14 protein-coding genes and 2 pseudogenes are annotated in these 18,421 nt (G+C 63.0%); 12 read left to right on the forward strand and 4 right to left on the reverse strand.

What is annotated here, in order from left to right; genetic code table 11:
* The first annotated feature begins 24 nt into the window (after positions 1-24).
* The 3 genes from OKW28_RS31850 (at position 25) to OKW28_RS31860 (ending at position 2,624) form a co-directional block, all read left to right on the forward strand.
* Positions 25-204 (forward strand): hypothetical protein, encoded by a 180-nt coding sequence (locus tag OKW28_RS31850; protein WP_429451439.1) that lies wholly within the window; start codon positions 25-27, stop codon positions 202-204.
* Between the two features lie 58 nt (positions 205-262).
* Positions 263-910: an ATP-dependent Clp endopeptidase proteolytic subunit ClpP gene (gene clpP / locus OKW28_RS31855; RefSeq protein ID WP_184058215.1), complete on the forward strand. Its 648-nt coding sequence runs from the start codon at positions 263-265 to the stop codon at positions 908-910.
* 163 nt (positions 911-1,073) lie between these two features.
* Complete coding sequence (locus OKW28_RS31860) at positions 1,074-2,624, forward strand: NYN domain-containing protein (protein ID WP_429451441.1); 1,551 nt, start codon at positions 1,074-1,076, stop codon at positions 2,622-2,624.
* Between the two features lie 121 nt (positions 2,625-2,745).
* Here OKW28_RS31860 and OKW28_RS31865 read toward each other — a convergent pair whose 3' ends face one another.
* A complete protein-coding gene (locus OKW28_RS31865; protein WP_429451443.1) occupies positions 2,746-3,297 on the reverse strand; it encodes a glycine zipper family protein in 552 nt (183 codons plus the stop codon).
* Positions 3,298-3,925: 628 nt separating this feature from the next.
* Between OKW28_RS31865 and OKW28_RS31870 the strand changes: the two are divergent.
* Positions 3,926-5,433, forward strand: a pseudogene (locus OKW28_RS31870) (integrase catalytic domain-containing protein).
* Positions 5,434-5,795: 362 nt separating this feature from the next.
* Here the strand turns inward: OKW28_RS31870 and sodB are convergent.
* Both sodB and xseA read right to left on the reverse strand, forming a co-directional pair.
* Positions 5,796-6,374 carry a superoxide dismutase [Fe] gene (gene sodB, locus OKW28_RS31875; protein ID WP_013090345.1) on the reverse strand — a complete coding sequence of 193 codons (579 nt, stop codon included), beginning with the start codon at positions 6,372-6,374 and terminating at the stop codon, positions 5,796-5,798.
* Positions 6,375-6,589: 215 nt separating this feature from the next.
* On the reverse strand, positions 6,590-7,969 hold the full coding sequence (gene xseA, locus OKW28_RS31880; RefSeq protein ID WP_429451445.1) for an exodeoxyribonuclease VII large subunit: 1,380 nt from the start codon (positions 7,967-7,969) through the stop codon (positions 6,590-6,592).
* Positions 7,970-8,390: 421 nt separating this feature from the next.
* Here xseA and OKW28_RS31885 point away from each other — a divergent pair.
* The 8 genes and pseudogenes from OKW28_RS31885 (at position 8,391) to OKW28_RS31920 (ending at position 17,447) form a co-directional block, all read left to right on the forward strand.
* Positions 8,391-9,522: pseudogene (locus tag OKW28_RS31885) on the forward strand (ISAs1 family transposase).
* Positions 9,523-9,757: 235 nt separating this feature from the next.
* The gene (locus OKW28_RS31890; RefSeq protein WP_429451447.1) at positions 9,758-11,485 is read left to right on the forward strand and encodes a PQQ-binding-like beta-propeller repeat protein; all 1,728 of its coding nucleotides are present in this window, start codon (positions 9,758-9,760) and stop codon (positions 11,483-11,485) included.
* 471 nt (positions 11,486-11,956) lie between these two features.
* Entirely contained in the window at positions 11,957-13,090 is a 1,134-nt protein-coding gene (locus tag OKW28_RS31895; RefSeq protein WP_429451449.1) for an ISAs1 family transposase, read from the forward strand.
* Between the two features lie 254 nt (positions 13,091-13,344).
* Positions 13,345-14,361 carry a tetraacyldisaccharide 4'-kinase gene (gene lpxK / locus OKW28_RS31900; protein WP_429451451.1) on the forward strand — a complete coding sequence of 339 codons (1,017 nt, stop codon included), beginning with the start codon at positions 13,345-13,347 and terminating at the stop codon, positions 14,359-14,361.
* Positions 14,342-14,545 carry a Trm112 family protein gene (locus OKW28_RS31905; RefSeq protein ID WP_007180583.1) on the forward strand — a complete coding sequence of 68 codons (204 nt, stop codon included), beginning with the start codon at positions 14,342-14,344 and terminating at the stop codon, positions 14,543-14,545. The genes lpxK and OKW28_RS31905 overlap by 20 nt, the downstream gene beginning before the upstream one ends.
* 210 nt (positions 14,546-14,755) lie before the next feature.
* On the forward strand, positions 14,756-15,550 hold the full coding sequence (gene kdsB / locus OKW28_RS31910) for a 3-deoxy-manno-octulosonate cytidylyltransferase (protein ID WP_429451453.1): 795 nt from the start codon (positions 14,756-14,758) through the stop codon (positions 15,548-15,550).
* A gap of 211 nt (positions 15,551-15,761) precedes the next feature.
* Complete coding sequence (adk, locus tag OKW28_RS31915) at positions 15,762-16,427, forward strand: adenylate kinase (RefSeq protein WP_184058227.1); 666 nt, start codon at positions 15,762-15,764, stop codon at positions 16,425-16,427.
* Positions 16,428-16,688: 261 nt separating this feature from the next.
* Positions 16,689-17,447, forward strand: coding sequence for a 3-hydroxyacyl-CoA dehydrogenase (locus OKW28_RS31920; protein WP_090805443.1), 759 nt, complete (start codon positions 16,689-16,691; stop codon positions 17,445-17,447).
* A 126-nt stretch (positions 17,448-17,573) separates the two neighbouring features.
* Here the strand turns inward: OKW28_RS31920 and OKW28_RS31925 are convergent, their stop codons facing one another.
* Entirely contained in the window at positions 17,574-18,416 is an 843-nt protein-coding gene (locus tag OKW28_RS31925) for a SirB1 family protein (protein ID WP_429454527.1), read from the reverse strand.
* Positions 18,417-18,421 lie beyond the last annotated feature (5 nt).

The raw sequence follows: 18,421 nt of genomic DNA on the forward strand, positions 1-18,421 counted from the left end.
GCGTAGACCTCCCGATAGTGCGTGGTGAAAAAGCGGCTGCATACCGGTGGCATGGCTCAGGCGCGCGTCATGCTCGGTATTCCTGAGCTTGACGCATGGGCAACCGGTGATGTGACAGCGCGGCGCAAAAAAAATTCTCTGTCACAACGCCAGCGGCTGCTTCGTCAAATGAGCAACAACCGGCGCATGTCACGCGGCTTCTGATCCGCGGCGGCCTGCGCATCCCGGAATGCCCGCGCCATCCATCCTGAACGAGGAATCCATGCCTTCCAGTTACCCGTCTGTCTCCGGCCTCGGCCTTGTGCCCACGGTGATCGAACAATCCGGCCGGGGCGAACGTGCCTATGACATCTACTCCCGCCTGCTGCGCGAGCGCATCGTCTTTCTTGTCGGGCCCGTGAACGAGCAGTCAGCCAGTCTGATCGTCGCGCAATTGCTGTTTCTCGAATCGGAGAACCCCGACAAGGATATTTCTTTTTACATCAACTCGCCCGGCGGCTCCGTGTATGACGGCCTCGCGATTTACGACACCATGCAGTTCATCAAGCCGGAGGTCTCGACCTTGTGCACGGGTTTTGCCGCGAGCATGGGCACCTTTCTGCTCACCGCGGGTCAATGCGGCAAACGATATGCGCTACCCAATGCGCGCATCATGATTCACCAGCCGTCGGGCGGCGGTCAGGGCACCGCGGCGGACATCGAAATCCAGGCCAAGGAGGTGCTGTATGTACGAGCGCGTCTCAATGCGATGATGGCCGAGCGCACCGGACGCAGCATCGAAGAAATCGCGCGCGATACCGACCGCGACAACTTCATGTCGGCGCTCGAAGCGAGGGAATACGGATTGATCGATGACGTGCTGGAAGCTCGCGCGACATGGAACAACGCAGGCCGTCGCGACACCCTGTAACGGAACTGACATCGAGCCGCCCGCTGGACCACCGGTCGGACCGCTTGCTGCAAATTCCACCTACCGATCGGTGCGAGCGCACCACAAAAGCTGCTCACCTTCGCTGGAATCGCTATCATGTCGCGATTCGTCGACTTCGACGACCGCTTCAATGGAGATACACATGGCGTCATCCAACGAAAACGTCAGCATGGCGCTGTTCTGCGACTTCGAGAATGTCGCGCTTGGCGTGCGCGACGCGAAGTACGACAAGTTCGACATCAAGCTGGTGCTCGAGCGCCTGCTGCTGAAGGGCAGCATCGTCGTCAAGAAAGCGTATTGCGACTGGGATCGTTACAAGAGCTTCAAAGGCGCGATGCACGAGGCCAATTTCGAGTTGATCGAAATTCCGCACGTGCGCCAATCGGGCAAGAATTCCGCCGACATCCGGCTCGTCGTCGATGCGCTCGATCTCTGTTATACGAAATCGCACGTCAATACGTTCGTCATCATCAGTGGTGATTCGGATTTCTCGCCGCTCGTGTCGAAGCTGCGCGAGAACGCCAAACAGGTGATCGGCGTCGGTGTGCAACAGTCCACCTCGGACTTGCTGATTGCGAATTGCGACGAGTTCTTTTTTTACGACGATCTCGTACGCGAAAGTCAGCGCACAGTCGTGAGGCGTGAATCATCGCGCCAGCAGCAGAGCGCGCAGCAGGCAGCCAAACGTGCGCCTGACGAAGAGAAAGCCCCGCCCAAGGAGGATCTGGAGAAGCGCCGCAGCAAGGCCGTTGAAATTGCGGTGCAGACCTTCGACGCGCTCGCTTCCGAACGTGGCGACAGCGGCAAGATCTGGGCGTCCGTGCTGAAGAACGCGATCAAACGGCGCAAACCGGATTTCAACGAGACGTATTACGGGTTTCGTGCTTTCGGCAATCTGCTTGAAGAAGCGCAGGCGCGCGGGCTGCTCGAATTCGGCCGCGATGAAAAGTCAGGCGCGTATGTCTATCGAAGCACGGCCGTGAACGTCGCGAGTGAAGCGGCAAGTGAAACCATCGGCGAAACCGCGGTGGAGTCTGCCGAAACGGGGTCGGCTGAAGCGGTATCGGCCGAACATTCGTATGAAGCGCAGGCGGCGCAAGCTGCGCAAGCGGCCGCGTCCGAGTCGGGCGGCAAGCACAAGTCGCGGCGCAAGGAGCGCAACATCCGCAAGTTGGGGCGGGGTCAGCAGGAGGCCGCGCACGGCAAGCGCGGTCACCACGAAACGGCTGATGAAGAGCATGCGGCTACCGCTCCGGCTCTCACCGAACACGCCGAACCCGCCGAAGAGGTCGAGCGGCAGGAACCGCGTGAACACGCGCCGCTCCCACATGAGTTCGTCACTGAACCGATAACTGAAGAGTCCAAAGCTCGCGCTGTAACAGCGAAAGCGGATGCAGCCGCTGAACAAGTCGTTTTCGGCCGCCAAGGAACCGACCATTCCACCGACAGCGACCAACCCGCGCTGCGTCAAAGCGCCAAAAAGCGCGCCTCGCGCAAAACGGCCGCGAAGAAAGTGAAGAAAAGCACGCCACGCACGATCGAGGAAGTACCGGAGATCGCAGCGCCGGCCGAGCCCCCTCCTCCAGCAATCAACTCGGAAGAAGCATCTGAGGCGGCCAGGAAGGCAGCCCGTAAAACGGCGTCCCGGAGCCGTCGCCCGCGCAAAGCGGCATCGACCGACAGCGCGGAATAAGTAGCGGCACGGATTCGACGATCGTCACTAAAAGCTACCGCCCAACCGTCCTTCGGACTTGAAATGCAGTACCGGCCGACAATGCAAGACAGGCAAGCCGGCCGGCCTCAGCTATCACCGCTCAGTAAGCCGGATAAGGCGCGTACATGACGGGCGGAGGCGGCGCGTAATAAGGACGGGGCGCGATGTACACCGGTTGCGTCGAATAGTAAGGCTGCGGCTGAACAATCGTCTCGCCCTTCGAGGTCATGCACTGGGCGTACGCGGTGTCGTAGCGCGCCTGCATGCCGGTCGCCGAATACTGGGCGCCATTCGCGCCGGTCGCGCCCCCGATCAGCAGACCGCTGCCGGCGCCGATCGCCGCGCCCGCGCCGGCGTTGCCTGCCGCGGCGCCGAATAGCGCGCCGATCGCCGCGCCGCCGAGCGTGCCGAGCGCCGCGCTGTTCACGCTGTTCGTGGTGGCCGCCTGCGCAGCGCCGGACGGATTCGTCGATTGATTCGCGTAGTCGCGGCACGCGTAGTCGTTCTGCTGGAACTGGCTGAGCGGCTCGCCGCTGCGCGGCATCGCGGCTATGCTCGGGCCGCTCGGTGGCGCCACTGCGCAACCGCCTAACGCGAGCGCGATGACGGCGGCGGGCATCGCCAGGCTGATCGTTTTATTGCTGGAAATCATGGTGGCGCACTTCGGAGGATTGGAATTCAAACGTTAGGCTAATCGCGAAATTCCGTGGTTACGGCTCAGTTACAGAAAGTTTTTGCCCGGCTGGCTGGCCTCGATCTTGCCGCGAGTCGCTGCGGCGATTCGTACGTTATATCAAGTAATGCTTGTAGATGAGCTGGCAATCAATTGACAACAAGCGCGGCCAACACTCGCGTCAAACGATCTCCGCCAACCAATCGACCACACGAAGGACGCCTCTTTGAACCGGCTCATTCTCGCCGCCGCAGGGGCTTGCGTCGCCTGCAGCGCGCCCGGGTTTGCCCCATGACGCCGGCCGCGCCGAACGTCGTACTCCAGCAACCGGGCACGACGACCTTCCCGAGCGCCGCGACCGCGCAGAACTTCCAGTACATGAACCGTCCGCCGCCAGCGCGCCCGCCCCCGCCAGTTCGGCGAAGTGGACGGGCGGGGACCGGGCTCATCGGCACCGACAGATGTCCACGAATTCTGGCCCCGACGATTAGCCGCAGGGCGCATTGACTCATCAGAAATGCAACTCGCGCTGACCTGTTGCCTCACGTAGTTTGCTACCCGCCGGATTGTCCGGCGGGAGCGACACGAGGTGACGAGGCAAATCAGCATGACGACACGCAAGGAGTTGGTCGCAGCATTGCAGTTGCGGTATAGCAGCGCGGCGTTTGGTGACCGGATCAGGATTCTCGACGAGTTCGTGGCTCTGACCGGATATCACCGCAAGCACGCCATCCGGCTGCTGCGGGAGCAGCCCGGCGCGGCAAAGGGGACGCGCGAGCGCAACCGGGGGTACGACGAAGCGGTACGCCAAGCGCTGACGGTGTTGTGGGAAGCGGCCGACCGGGTCTGCGGCAAGCGCCTGAAGGCGTTGATTCCGAAGCTGGTTGATGCCATGGAGCGGCACGGCCGTCTCGACCTAGATCCGGTCATCAAGGCCAAACTCCTTGAGGTCAGCGCGGCGACCATCGATCGCATGCTGGCCAATGCACGTTTGCAGATCGACGGGCAGCGCAAACGCCGCAAGGGTGTGGGCTCGGCCATCCGGCGCAGCATCCCGGTGCGCACCTTCGCCGACTGGCGCGATCCGCCGCCAGGCTTCTTCGAGATCGACATGGTCGAACACTGTGGCGGTCCGAAGACCGACGGTGACTTCGTCCACACGCTGACGCTGACCGATATCGCCAGCGGCTGGACAGAATGCGTGGCCATGCGAGTACGCAACCAGATGCTGGTTATAGAGGCGTTTGACAAGGTGGCGCCGATCTGCCATTCGCGATGCTTGGAGTGGACTCGGATAACGACACCGCATTCATGAACCAGAGCGTCTTCGACTACTGCAAGGAACATGGTCTTGAGCAGACCCGCTCGCGGGCCCACAAGAAGAACGATCAGGCCTGGGTGGAGCAGAAGAACGGCTCCGTCGTTCGGCGACTGGTCGGTTATGGCCGCCTGAGCGGCGCCGATGCGAGGAACGCGCTGGCGCAGCTGTACGCGTCATCGCGGCTATACATCAACTTCTTCCAGCCTTCGTTCAAGCTGAAGTCCAAGACGCGCGATGGCGCGCGCGTGCATAAGGTCTACTTTGCGCCGGCGACGCCGTGCGATCGGCTTCTGGCACACGACAGCGTCGAACCAGCTATCAAGGAAAAGCTGAAGGCGCAGTTCAACAGCCTCGATCCTGTGCGCCTGCTGCAGGAGATGCGAACGGCTCAGCAGACATTGAGCGAGTTCGCGGCCCACGGCGTGCGCGCTGACGCAGCGCCAGCAGACGAATCAGACGTTGCCGTCTTCCTCGCGAGCCTCTCTTCGGCGTGGAAGGAAGGGGAAGCACGTCCAACGCACCGAAAGCAACCCAAGGCAAAGCACTGGTGGAAAACCCGGGTGGATCCTTTCGCCGACGCGTGGCCGGTTATCGAAGGGTGGCTGATCGCCGAACCCGCTGTGTCGGCGAATGAATTGATGGACCGGTTGGCGACGATGGTTCCGGACGCCTATGCGAGCAAGGCACAGCTTCGAACGCTACAGCGCCGGGTCAAGGCATGGCGCGCCGAGCGCGTGAAAGAAATGGTCCTGGGCTGCCTGCACAAGTCCGCCGAGACGCCCGCTCAAGTGTGAGCTGCGGAAAAGTTGAAAGCCGGCGGGGGCCGGGCGCTTCGCGCCCGGCAAACCCCCGAAAGAAAAGAAGAAAGAAACCGAAACGACAACAATCCGTCGGGTAACATTCCTTCGTGAGGCAACACGAGGGCCATTTCACTTGTCGCCGCGCTCCGCCAAACCGCAGTTACCAACTGTGACAAACTTCTTTCAGAAGCGCGTAAGAAGGGCATCCCTCGGTGGTAAGCAATACCAATCCCTCCCCTTCCAATCGCCTCCAGAAAGAAAAAGCCCTCGCGATGGAGGGCTTTCGTCTCTGGCTCCCATCTTCAATCGCGACCGCAAGGATCACGACATCAGACGGCGAGCTGCAACCGGCAATCTCAAGCGAAGTTTTTCGCTGCGAAGTCCCAGTTGACGATGTTCCAGTACGCCTCGACGAACTTCGGACGCGCATTGCGATAGTCGATGTAGTAAGCGTGCTCCCACACGTCGATCGTCAGCAGAGCCTTCGCGTCGGTGGTGAGCGGCGTGGCGGCGTTGCTCGTCGACACGAGGTCGAGCGAACCATCAGCCTTCTTCACGAGCCATGCCCAGCCCGAGCCGAACGTGCCGACCGCGGTCTTCGCAAACTCTTCCTTGAACTTGTCGAACGAACCCCACTTCGCGTTGATGGCGTCAGCCAGCGCGCCGGTCGGTGCGCCGCCACCTTGCGGCGACAGGCTGTTCCAGAAGAACGTGTGATTCCACACCTGAGCCGAATTGTTGAAGATACCGCCCGACGACTTCTTGACGATCTCTTCCAGCGACAGGTTCTCGAACTCCGTGCCCTTGATCAGATTGTTCAGGTTGGTCACATAGGTCTGGTGATGCTTGCCATAGTGAAACTCGAGCGTCTCTTCCGACATGTGCGGAGCGAGCGCGTTTTTCGCAAACGGCAGCGGCGGGAGCGTATGTTCCATGGTGCTTTCCTTCTCTGTATCTGTTGTGGGGAGTCTGCGGATGACGCTATCGAGCACTCGATTGTAGGCGAGTTGGAATAACCCCGCAAACCAACGGCCTTTATGTCCGGCAGGTCGAACACGCCGTGCGCAAGGCCCATGAGAAGGGCGCGCATGGCGCGTGCCCGGTTCGTCGGAAGACAGTAAACAGGCGTCACGCGCCCACCGGCGAAACGTCAGAAACCGTCGGTCAGACGCGCCTGCACGTCGGCGAGCGCGACATCGGCCGAGCCTTCGGCGAGATGCATCGTCAGACGACGTCCAGGTTTCAGCGACGACGGCGTGCGAATCGCCCGACCGCTTTGCGCATCGAGCACGGCCGCATAACCGCGCTCGAGCGTGCGCTGTGGACTCAGCACTTCGAGTCGCGCGCTGAGCATGTCGATGCGCGCGACCTGTCGTTCATGCCGGCGCGATAGCGCCGCATTCAGACGCTGCGCCATCACGTTGACGCGCGTGCGCTCGGCCGCGAGATCCGGACGCCAGCGTTGCCAGCGCATCTGCAGCAACGAAAATCGCGCACGAGCGTCGCGCACCGGCCGGGCGCCCGCCGCCGCGAGCCGAACGCGCAACTGCTGCAGATGCGTGCGCTGCCGAGCGAGCCGCTCGGCGGGCGACACGAGCCGGCGCACCAGCCAGTCGAGCTGCTGCGCGCGCCGCTCCATCATGCGGCCGAACGCGCGCGCGAGCGTCGCGTGCCGATGATCAAGTTCGCGCAGCAGCATGACGCGCTGTGGACTGACGAGTTCGGCGGCACCGGTCGGCGTCGGTGCACGTACGTCGGCGGCGAAATCGGCAATCGTGAAATCGGTCTCGTGACCGACGCCGCTCACCACGGGTATGACGCTTTCCGCAATCGCGCGCGCGAGCACTTCTTCGTTGAACGCCCACAGATCTTCGATCGAGCCGCCGCCGCGACACACGATCAGCACGTCGACCTCGCGGCGCGCGCCAGCCGCCTCGACCATCGCCGCGAGCTTCGCGCTGACGCCCGCGCCCTGCACCGGCGCCGGATAAACGATCACCGGAATATGCGGCGCGCGACGCGACAGCGTCGTCAGCACATCGCGCAATGCGGCCGCCTGCAACGACGTGACGATACCGATCGCGCACGGATGCGTCGGCAGTGCGCGCTTGCGCTCGGCGGCAAACAACCCCTCGGCCTCGAGTTGCGCCTTCAACCGCAGAAACGCTTCGTACAGACGCCCCTGGCCGGTGCGGCGCACCGCTTCGACATTAAGCTGCAGTTCGCCACGCGGCTCGTACATCGTGACGAGGGCGCGCACTTCGATGCGATCGCCTTCGCGCGGCATGAATTCGGCGTACTGAGCTCGACCGCGGAACATCACGCAGCGCATCTGCGCCTGCGCGTCCTTGATCGAGAAGTACCAATGGCCGCTCGCGGCGCGCGTGAAGTTCGACACTTCACCCGCGACCCAAACGAGCGGAAACGAGCGTTCGAGCATCGTGCCGATCGCGCGATTGAGCGCGGAGACGGGAACGACGACCTCACCACCTGATGTGGCCGCAGAAGCAAAAGGATTTTCGGGGTTCATGCAAGGAATAAATAGCGCTGGCCGGACAGACGATAGACCGGGCGAAGAGCGGCGTCCAGCCGGAATCGCAAGATTGTTAAAAGTGTCCACATGGCGGGAACCGCCTGACGAATTCCGCCAGAACGCCCGCCAACGTCAATGAATTCCAGGCAGAGCCTTGATTTATATGGCGTTTGCATCTCGATAGCGAGCGGGTACTACGATCCAAAGCGCACGGAATGGCCCTTCGGGAGGATCGGACGGCAGGTTCTCCACAAAGTTATCCACAGACTGTGAGCAACCGCACATAGCGTGGAGCGGCGTGCGTTGGACCCAGGGCAATCGCACGAAAAATTGTTTACCCACAATGGGTTACGAATGGGGGTTGTAAACTGCTGCGAAGAAGCGTTAACTCTTGGTTTTGCCAAGAGCCGGGAGTGGTGTGGACGACGAATACGAGCCGTTGAGTTTGCAAGACGCGTTTGGGGACCTGAAGGACCCGCGTGTACGCACCCCGGAGCATGATCTGACGGAAATGCTGGTGGTTGCCCTGGCGGCGATCCTGTCGGGTGCCGACACCTGGGTGGGGATCGCTTTGTGGGCGCAGGGACAACTGGAGTGGCTGCGCCGGTACTTGCCTCTGCGCAACGGGATTGCCTCGCATGACACGTTCGGACGCGTATTCGCGGCGCTTGATGCGCGGCAGTTCGAAGCGTGCTTTGTGCGATGGGTAAGCGGTATCTGTCCTGCAGTCGCGGGCCAGGTGGTGGCAATTGACGGCAAGACAGTACGGCGCTCGCACGGCATGGGTCGTAGCGCGATCCATCTGGTATCGGCCTATTGCGGCGCGTTGGGGGCGACCTTGGGCCAGGTCAGGACTGCAGATAAAAGCAACGAAATAACCGCGATCCCGGCATTGCTGGATGCCTTGCTGCTCAAGGGTGCGATCGTGACGATCGACGCGATGGGTTGCCAGCGGGAGATCGCGGCGAAGATCGTGGCTGGAGGTGCAGAGTATGTGCTTGCGGTCAAAGGCAACCAGCCTGCCTTGCATGAAGCGATCGTGCAGCTGTTCGATGCACAGCGCACACAGTCCCTGCGCAGCGTGCGCTTCGCTGAGCACTGTCAGACAGGCAAGAAAGTGCACGGAAGAATCGAGACGCGCCAGTGCGTTGCGACCGACATGATTGACTGGCTGGATGAGGACGGCAAATGGGCCGGCCTGCGCTCGGTGGCGATGGTTGAGGCCACCCGCGAGATCGACGGCCGTGCTTCGCTGGAGCGGCGGTACTACGTGAACAGCCTGCCTGCTCCCGAAACGGATCAACGAGGCGGTGCGCGCTCACTGGGCCATCGAAAACAGCATGCATTGGGTGCTCGATGTTGCCTTTGGCGAGGATCAATGTCGTGCCCGGGTGGACAATGCGGCGCAAAACTTCGCGATCTTGCGCCGCATCGTGTCGAATCTACTGCGCGCTGACAAAGCCACCAAGGTCGGCATAAAGAACAAGCGGCTCAAGGCCGGATTCGATGAACACTATCGGGCTCGAGTGCTAGGAATGCAGGTCTCTTGATGCGATTGCCCTGGCGGCCAGCCCATGCGTGGTTGAATTTCGCATGACGGAATACTAAGATATATTCGCTGGCGTGCCGTCCTTCCCGAGCTCTTCTTGGGCTCTTCCTGTCTGTAAGGCCACCGCCACCCGCACGCTGAAGCGGGTCTTAAGCAAGGGTGCTACGGCCAAAAGCCGTCGGTGTGCTGTCTTCACACGATAAGCGCACCAACTCCACGTCCCCGAAGGTGTCCCCATGACCACCGCACACGCCGGTCTTAAGAAGGTTGAGCGGGTCGCCACTATGATTCTCGCCATTTTTGCCGGCTTAAGCGCGCTCGCGCAAACCTCTCCAATGCCGCCTCATGGCCGCTCGGGTTCGTCCGCCAAACCGAACATGCCGCCCGCCAGTGCGCTCGATGGATCGCCGGTGAGCCAACAGAATTTCGTGAACGGCCACCTTCCGCCCAGCGTCCCCGGCGGTCAGGGTCCGACGCTGACGGCGAACGCGCCATACCAGGCGCCTGCGGCTGTGAGCGCCGCGACACGAGCCCGGACACCCGGAGCAGCGGCTGCCTCGTCCTTCACGGCGACCGACTGGCCCACATTCGGCATGGACATGCAGCGAACCGGGAACAACCCCGTCGAGACCGTGCTTAACCCGACCACTGTGCGCAAGGGCTTGGTGACGCACTGGGCGACCGACCTTGGCGGCGCCATCCTGACTCAGCCGACGTTGGCTACAGGCGTGAACATCAACGGCACGTTGACCGATGTCGTCTATGCGGCGACGCTGCTGGGGACCACGTTCGCGCTGAACGCTTCCACCGGGGCCATCATCTGGCAACAAAGCGTGCCTGCCGTGCAAACCAGCTGCGAGGACTTGGCCTTGTCGGGCGGCAACGCCGGTTTCATGGGGACGCCCACCATCGACCGTTCCACCAACCGGCTATACATCGTGAGCGGCAGAGGCTACCTGCACGCATACGACCTCGCAACCGGCGCGGATACGCCCGGCTTCAACCTGCCTATTCCCGACGCGGCGAATTCCTGGCCGAGGACGTTCGTCTACGGCAGCCCCGCGATCATCGGCACCTCGCTATACGTCGCTACGGCCGGCGACCCGTGCGATACCCGGCCGTACCATGGACAGCTCGTCCACGTATCGACCAGCAACCCGCCGACGATTCTGGAACGCTGGTACCCGACCGGTGCGAACGGGCCGGAAGGGGGCGGCATCTGGGGTGCGGGAGGCGTATCGATCCCGCCTGACGGGACAGTCGTCTACGCGCTAACGGGAAACGCTTTCGCCAATCCGGAAAATGCCGGGTTCGCAGAACACGTCGTCAAGCTAACCCCAACGCTGGCGGCGGCCGCGTCCAACTCGCCGCTCGCTCCGACCGTTGCTGTGCCAGACGTGGACTTCGGTGCGACGGCGGTGCTGTTCCAGCGTCCCGGCTGCCCAACGATGCTTGCGGCCTACCAAAAGAGCGGCAACCTGTTCATCTATAACCGGGCCACCATCCAGCAGTCAGGCCCCATCCAGACGTTGGCGATTGCCCAGAGTTCGAGTGCCGGCGTCAACATCGGCCAGCCTGCGTTCGATCCGGTGTTGAACCAACTTTACGTCGCGGCGCCGTCCGACTCACCTGTCGCGTTGAACAACCACGGGCTCCTCGCGCTGGCCGTTGGCAGCAACTGTTCCGTCAGCCTTGCCTGGCAGCAGCCGATCGGCGCAAACGCGACGAAGAACAACCCCGCCATTTCGCCCATCGTCGCAAACGGCGTCGTGTACTACGCCGATGGCGTCGCAAGCCAGGTGTTCGCCTTGGACGCGACGACTGGAAATGTACTCTGGAGCACCGATAGCCTAGCGCCGGCTGACCGGATCACCGGGGGCATCTTCGCATCGCCGACCGTCGTGAACGGACAGCTGTTCGTTGCGGGCGGCAGCGATCACAAGATTCATGCCTTCGGTCTATAGCGAATACCGCTCGCCACGACCGCGGCCGTAGCCCGCGCGGCGCCGACCGCAGGAAGCACGAATAGCTTGCTAACGGGCTCCGCCCTGTCACCGGGAGGAATCGGTCTGCAGGTTTATGGCGTAATCCTTGCGTCACCCATCACAGACAAGTCATACGTCGCCAATCCAATGAACCCTAGTCAGCGTCATTCACCATGGTCAGACACCTGTCGCTGATGATCTGGTCCCCGAAAAGTGGACGCCATAAGGTTGATTTGGGGTGTCCATGTAACCGGAGTCATGTCGTCTCCATGGCCTGGTTCTGTCGAGGGCGCTCAAGACTGGGAGGATGCCCGCGTTTCCTCGGTGGCGTGGGTCGCATGGCAGGGCAATCGCATGAAAAATTGTTTACCCACAATGGGTTACGAATGGGGGTTGTAAACTGCTGCGAAGAAGCGTTAACTCTTGGTTTTGCCAAGAGCCGGGAGTGGTGTGGACGACGAATACGAGCCGTTGAGTTTGCAAGACGCGTTTGGGGACCTGAAGGACCCGCGTGTACGCACCCCGGAGCATGATCTGACGGAAATGCTGGTGGTTGCCCTGGCGGCGATCCTGTCGGGTGCCGACACCTGGGTGGGGATCGCTTTGTGGGCGCAGGGACAACTGGAGTGGCTGCGCCGGTACTTGCCTCTGCGCAACGGGATTGCCTCGCATGACACGTTCGGACGCGTATTCGCGGCGCTTGATGCGCGGCAGTTCGAAGCGTGCTTTGTGCGATGGGTAAGCGGTATTTGTCCTGCAGTCGCGGGCCAGGTGGTGGCAATTGACGGCAAGACAGTACGGCGCTCGCACGGCATGGGTCGTAGCGCGATCCATCTGGTATCGGCTTATTGTGGCGCATTGGGGGCGACCTTGGGCCAGGTCAGGACTGCAGATAAAAGCAACGAAATAACCGCGATCCCGGCATTGCTGGATGCCTTGCTGCTCAAGGGTGCGATCGTGACGATCGACGCGATGGGTTGCCAGCGGGAGATCGCGGCGAAGATCGTGGCTGGAGGTGCAGAGTATGTGCTTGCGGTCAAAGGCAACCCGCCTGCCTTGCATGAAGCGATCGTGCAGCTGTTCGATGCACAGCGCACACAGTCCCTGCGCAGCGTGCGCTTCGCTGAGCACTGTCAGACAGGCAAGAAAGTGCACGGAAGAATCGAGACGCGCCAGTGCGTTGCGACCGACATGATTGACTGGCTGGATGAGGACGGCAAATGGGCCGGCCTGCGCTCGGTGGCGATGGTTGAGGCCACCCGCGAGATCGACGGCCGTGCTTCGCTGGAGCGGCGGTACTACGTGAACAGCCTGCCTGCTGACCCGAAACGGATCAACGAGGCGGTGCGCGCTCACTGGGCCATCGAAAACAGCATGCATTGGGTGCTCGATGTTGCCTTTGGCGAGGATCAATGTCGTGCCCGGGTGGACAATGCGGCGCAAAACTTCGCGATCTTGCGCCGCATCGTGTCGAATCTACTGCGCGCTGACAAAGCCACCAAGGTCGGCATAAAGAACAAGCGGCTCAAGGCCGGATTCGATGAACACTATCGGGCTCGAGTGCTTGGAATGCCGGTCTTTTGATGCAATTGCCCTGGCGTTGGACCTTACGCGACTTGCCGGGCGGGACGCCCGCGCGCTACAGTGCCGGGTTCGACGGCATGTCGATCGCGCAGCGCGGCGGAGAGCTTGCCGGCCCGAGGCCACTGGACGCGGGCCCTTTCGCCGCGCCTCTCGCACCTCATTTTTCGACCCGTATTCGCATTCGATTGCCCGGAGAACCGTTGATGTTGACCCCGCGTAGTGCGCACGGCGCAGTCCGTGCTCGCAACCCGCCCATGAGCGAACTCAGCGACCGTCTCGGAGCGCGCCTCTCGCGCGAATGGCAGCAACGTGGACCGCTCGCCTGGGCGCTGACGCCGCTCGCCTGCGTGTTCGGCGCAGTCGCGGCCGCGCGCCGCGCCGCGTTTTCGCTCGGCTGGCTGAAATCGGTGCGCGTCGGCGTGCCGGTGGTGGTGGTCGGCAACGTGACGGTCGGGGGCACTGGCAAGACGCCGACCGTCATCGCGCTCGTCGAAGCGTTGCGCGCCGCGGGCTTAACGCCCGGCATCGTGTCGCGCGGTTACGGCGCGCGCGTGAGCACGCCGACCCAGGTCACGCCCGGTTCGTCGGCACGGGTCGGCGGAGACGAGCCGTTGCTGATCGCGCGCCGCACCGGCGCACCCGTGTGGGTCTGTCCGGACCGCGTCGCCGCCGCGCAGGCGTTGTGCGCCGCGCATCGCGACGTCGACGTGCTCGTCAGCGACGACGGCTTGCAGCACTATCGCCTCGCGCGCGATGTCGAACTCGTCGTATTCGATCACCGGCTCGGCGGCAACGGTTTCCTGCTACCGGCCGGGCCGCTGCGCGAGCCGCTGTCGCGCCGCCGCGACGCGACGCTGATCAACGATCCGTATGCGCGCACGCTGCCCGCGTGGCCGAACACGTTCGCACTGCAGCTCGCCGCTGCCGACGCGTGGCATCTCGACAATCCCGCGCTGCGCCGCCCGCTTGCGCAATTCGCCGGTCAACGCGTGCTGGCCGCGGCCGGCATCGGCGCGCCGGAACGCTTTTTCGCGACAGTGCGCGCGGCCGGCCTCGCGCCCACGACGCGCGCGCTGCCCGACCACTACGCGTTCGAGCGCAATCCGTTCACCGACGTCGACGCCGACGCGATCCTGATTACGGAAAAGGATGCGGTAAAATTGGGGGCCTGGCACGACGCGCGCATCTGGGTAGTCCCGGTCGAAGCCGCGCTTGATCACCGCCTCACTGCATTAGTTGTGGAGAAAGTCCGTGGACGCTCGCCTGCTTGAAATCCTCGTCTGCCCGATCTGCAAGGGCCCGCTCAGCTACGACCGCGCCGCGCAGGAACTGATCTGCAACGCGGACAAGCTCGCCTATCCGATCCGCGACGGCATTCCCGTGATGCTCGTCGACGAAGCGCGGCAGACCGTCGAAGGCACGCCAGTCGATCTGAATCCCGGCTCGGTCGCCTGACCCGCAGCGCCACTGCAGCGCGAGGCGTCGCGTCGTTTCGCTCGCGCGCGGGTCAAGGCAGGCTTCATCGATGCCACCGCGCCCTCCCCGCATGCGCTCCAAAATCGATCCGCAGCGGTTTTCGCCGCTCCGGCTCATGTCCGACCCTGCGCGTGAGCGTCGCGCGCGCAGCCTCTTCCTCCGGCCTGATCGCCGCCCGTTCCTGATCCGATGATCCACACCACCCCTCATCCGTTTATCGCCGTCGTGCCGGCCCGCCTCGCGTCGACGCGTCTGCCCAACAAGCCGCTCGCGGACATCGGCGGCAAACCGATGGTCGTGCGCGTCGCGGAGCGCGCGCGCGAATCGGGCGCGCAACAGGTGCTGGTCGCGTCGGACGCGCAGGAAGTGCTCGACGCGGCGCGAGACCACGGCTTCGACGCGGTACTCACGCGCGCCGACCATCCGTCGGGCACCGACCGTCTCGCGGAAGTGGCGACGCGTTTCGGCTGGAGCGACGACACGATCGTCGTCAACGTGCAGGGCGACGAGCCGCTGATCGACCCGGCGCTCGTGCGCGGCGTCGCCGCGCATCTGGCAACGACGAGCGACTGCGCGATCGCGACGGCCGCGCATCCGATCACCGATCCCGCCGAAATCTTCAATCCGAACGTGGTCAAGGTCGTGCCCGATGCGCGCGGCGTCGCGCTGTATTTCTCGCGCGCGCCGATCCCGTGGGCGCGCGACGCATGGCAACCGCACTGGCCCAACGTCGCGTCGATGCCGACGCCGCCCGCGCCCGCCGTCGTATACCGGCACATCGGCCTGTACGCGTATCGCGCGAAATTTCTGCGCACGTACCCGAGCCTCGCGATCTCGCCGATCGAGCAGGTCGAAGCGCTCGAACAACTGCGCGCGATGTGGCATGGCGAGCGCATCGCGGTCCTCGTCACGCAAGACGTACCGTTGCCGGGGGTCGATACCCCCGCCGATCTCGCGCGCGTACGGGCCTTATTCGGGTCTTGAGCGCGGGAAGCCGTGGCATAATCGAACGGTTATGCGCGCCTCCCAGCGCAGCCGACACTCGGGTTATCCCGGTCGCGCCGTGCGGATCTTGCAGCGCCGTCGTATTCGACGTGCAGCGCGAGGTAGCCGACGGTAGCCGATGCGGAACCTGCGAGAATCGCCGGGAAGCATGCCGCGTCAACAAAGAATTCACATAGATCTGGAGATATCCATGCGTTTGATCCTGTTGGGTGCACCGGGTGCCGGCAAAGGCACTCAGGCCAACTTCATCAAGGAAAAGTTCGGCATCCCGCAAATTTCGACCGGCGACATGCTGCGCGCGGCCGTCAAGGCTGGCACGCCGCTCGGCCTCGAAGCAAAGCGCTTCATGGACGCCGGCGAGCTCGTCACGGATGAGCTGATCATCAACCTCGTGAAGGAACGTCTCCGGCAGCCGGACTGCGCGAACGGCTATCTGTTCGACGGCTTCCCGCGCACGATTCCGCAAGCCGAAGCAATGAAGCAGGCCGGTGTCGCGATCGACTACGTGCTCGAAATCGACGTGCCGTTCGACGAGATCATCGTGCGCATGAGCGGCCGTCGCTCGCACCCCGCGTCGGGCCGCACCTATCACGTGACGTTCAATCCGCCGAAGGTCGAGGGCATCGACGACGTGACCGGCGAGCCGCTGATCCAGCGCGACGACGACAAGGAAGAAACGGTCAAGAAGCGTCTGGAAGTGTACGAATCGCAAACCAAGCCGCTGATCGAGTACTACAACGGCTGGGCGAAGAACGGCGATACGTCGAGCTCGGTGAAGGCGCCCCAATATCGCCGCATTTCGGGCCTCGGCAGCGTCGATGAAATTCGCGCCCGCGCGTTCGACGCGCTGAAGTAAGCCGGCTTGGTCCAAACATTACCGCTGTTTTCGTTTGACCAAAACCCGCCCACGTTGGGCGGGTTTTTTTATTTGGCTCGGTGCGTAAACCAAAAGCGGCAAGCGGTGGGGAACGCCCAGCGGAACCAGTTAGGTTTCCATAGCGCTTGCATGCCGCCGCCCGCTTCGCTTTCCGCAGCGCAGCACAGCCGCTACAATCGATCGTCGTCGAAAAATGCTTCGCTCGAGACCGCACTGAACAACCGTAGCAAAGGAGAAGACATGGAAATTCGTGACAACGTGTTCCTGATCACCGGCGGCGCATCAGGGCTCGGCGCTGCCACCGCGCGCCTGCTCGTCGAGAACGGCGGCAAAGTCGTCCTCGCCGACCTGAATCTGGACGCGGGCGAGGCGCTCGCAAAGGAACTCGGCGGCGCTTTCGTCAAATGCGACGTGAGCCGGGAAGAGGACGCGCAACAGGCCGTCGAAGCCGCGACGAAGCTCGGTACGCTGCGGGGTCTCGTCAACTGCGCGGGCGTCGCGCCGGCCGCGAAGACCGTCGGCAAGGATGGCCCCCATTCGCTCGATCTGTTCACGCGCACGATCTCGATCAATCTGATCGGCACGTTCAACATGATCCGGCTCGCCGCGGTGCAAATGTCGAAGAACGAGCCGAACGCCAACGGCGAGCGCGGCGTGATCATCAACACCGCATCGGTCGCCGCGTTCGACGGCCAGATCGGCCAGGCGGCCTACTCCGCGTCGAAGGCTGGCGTGGTCGGTATGACGCTGCCGATCGCGCGAGACCTGTCGCGCAACGCGATCCGCGTGATGACGATCGCCCCCGGCCTCTTCGAAACGCCGATGCTGCTCGGCATGCCGCAGGAAGTGCAGGACGCGCTCGGTGCGATGGTGCCGTTCCCGCCGCGCCTCGGCAAACCGGCCGAATACGCGATGCTCGCCAAGCAGATCTTCGACAATCCGATGCTGAACGGCGAGGTGATCCGGCTGGACGGCGCGATCCGCATGCAGCCGAAGTGAGGATCGCTTAGCGATCGATCTGGTCGCCGATGCTTGGCCAAGGCCTGCATACGGCGATAAAAAACGCCTGTGCATGTGCGACATGTGCAGGCGTTTGTGTTTTATGCAGCGTGAAAACGCGCGTCGCTATTCGCCGCCATCATGCCGCGCGCGCTGCCGCAATTCATGCAACTGCGACTCGACTACGGTGGCATCTTCCGCATCGGGGCGATCGCCGAGATAGCTTTCGAGGTCGTCAAGCGCGGGCCGCAGATAATCGAGCCGCGCATACGCGAAACCGCGATCCCGCACTTCCTCGATATTGTCCGGCAGCAGAATGACGAGCCGTTGCTGCACCGCGAGCAGACGTTGCCAACGCTCGGTCTGCAGATAGATCGCCTTCAGGTTACGCAACATCCGCGCGACGATCTCGCGATGCGTGGCCGGTTGCAGCAGCATGCGTAGCGCGCGCCCGACCGAATCGCCAGCCGACGCGACGTACGGCTCGAGCATCTCGACCATCTGCGCTTCGGACAGCGAATGACCGGTGGTCGGATCGAGCATCACGTCGCCGTCGGGCATCGTCACGCGCAGCAGGAAGTGGCCTGGAAACGACACCCCACGCACCGGAACGCCGAATTGCTCGGCCATCTCCAGATAGAGCACCGCGAGCGAAATCGGAATGCCGCGGCGACGTTTGAGTACGACGTTCAGATGGCTGTTGTCGGGGTCGTAGTAATCGTTCAGGTTGCTCGCGAAACCGAGTTCGCGAAAAAAGAAACGATTGAGGATGCCAACCTTCTGACGGATGTCGGCATCGTCGGGCATGCGGCGCCGCAGCCGCAGCACCAGCTCGTCGATCTCGGCGAGCACCGACTGCAGATCGAGGTCGGGATAGGCATCCTGCGCGATCGAGAGCGCCGTCTCGGTCAGCGGCAGGCTCTCGTCTTCGGCGACGAGCGTACTGAAATAATCGAGAACCCGCGACATGGTGA

Origin of the sequence: Paraburkholderia sp. 40, assembly GCF_050434105.1 — a bacterium.
GTDB lineage: Bacteria > Pseudomonadota > Gammaproteobacteria > Burkholderiales > Burkholderiaceae > Paraburkholderia > Paraburkholderia tuberum.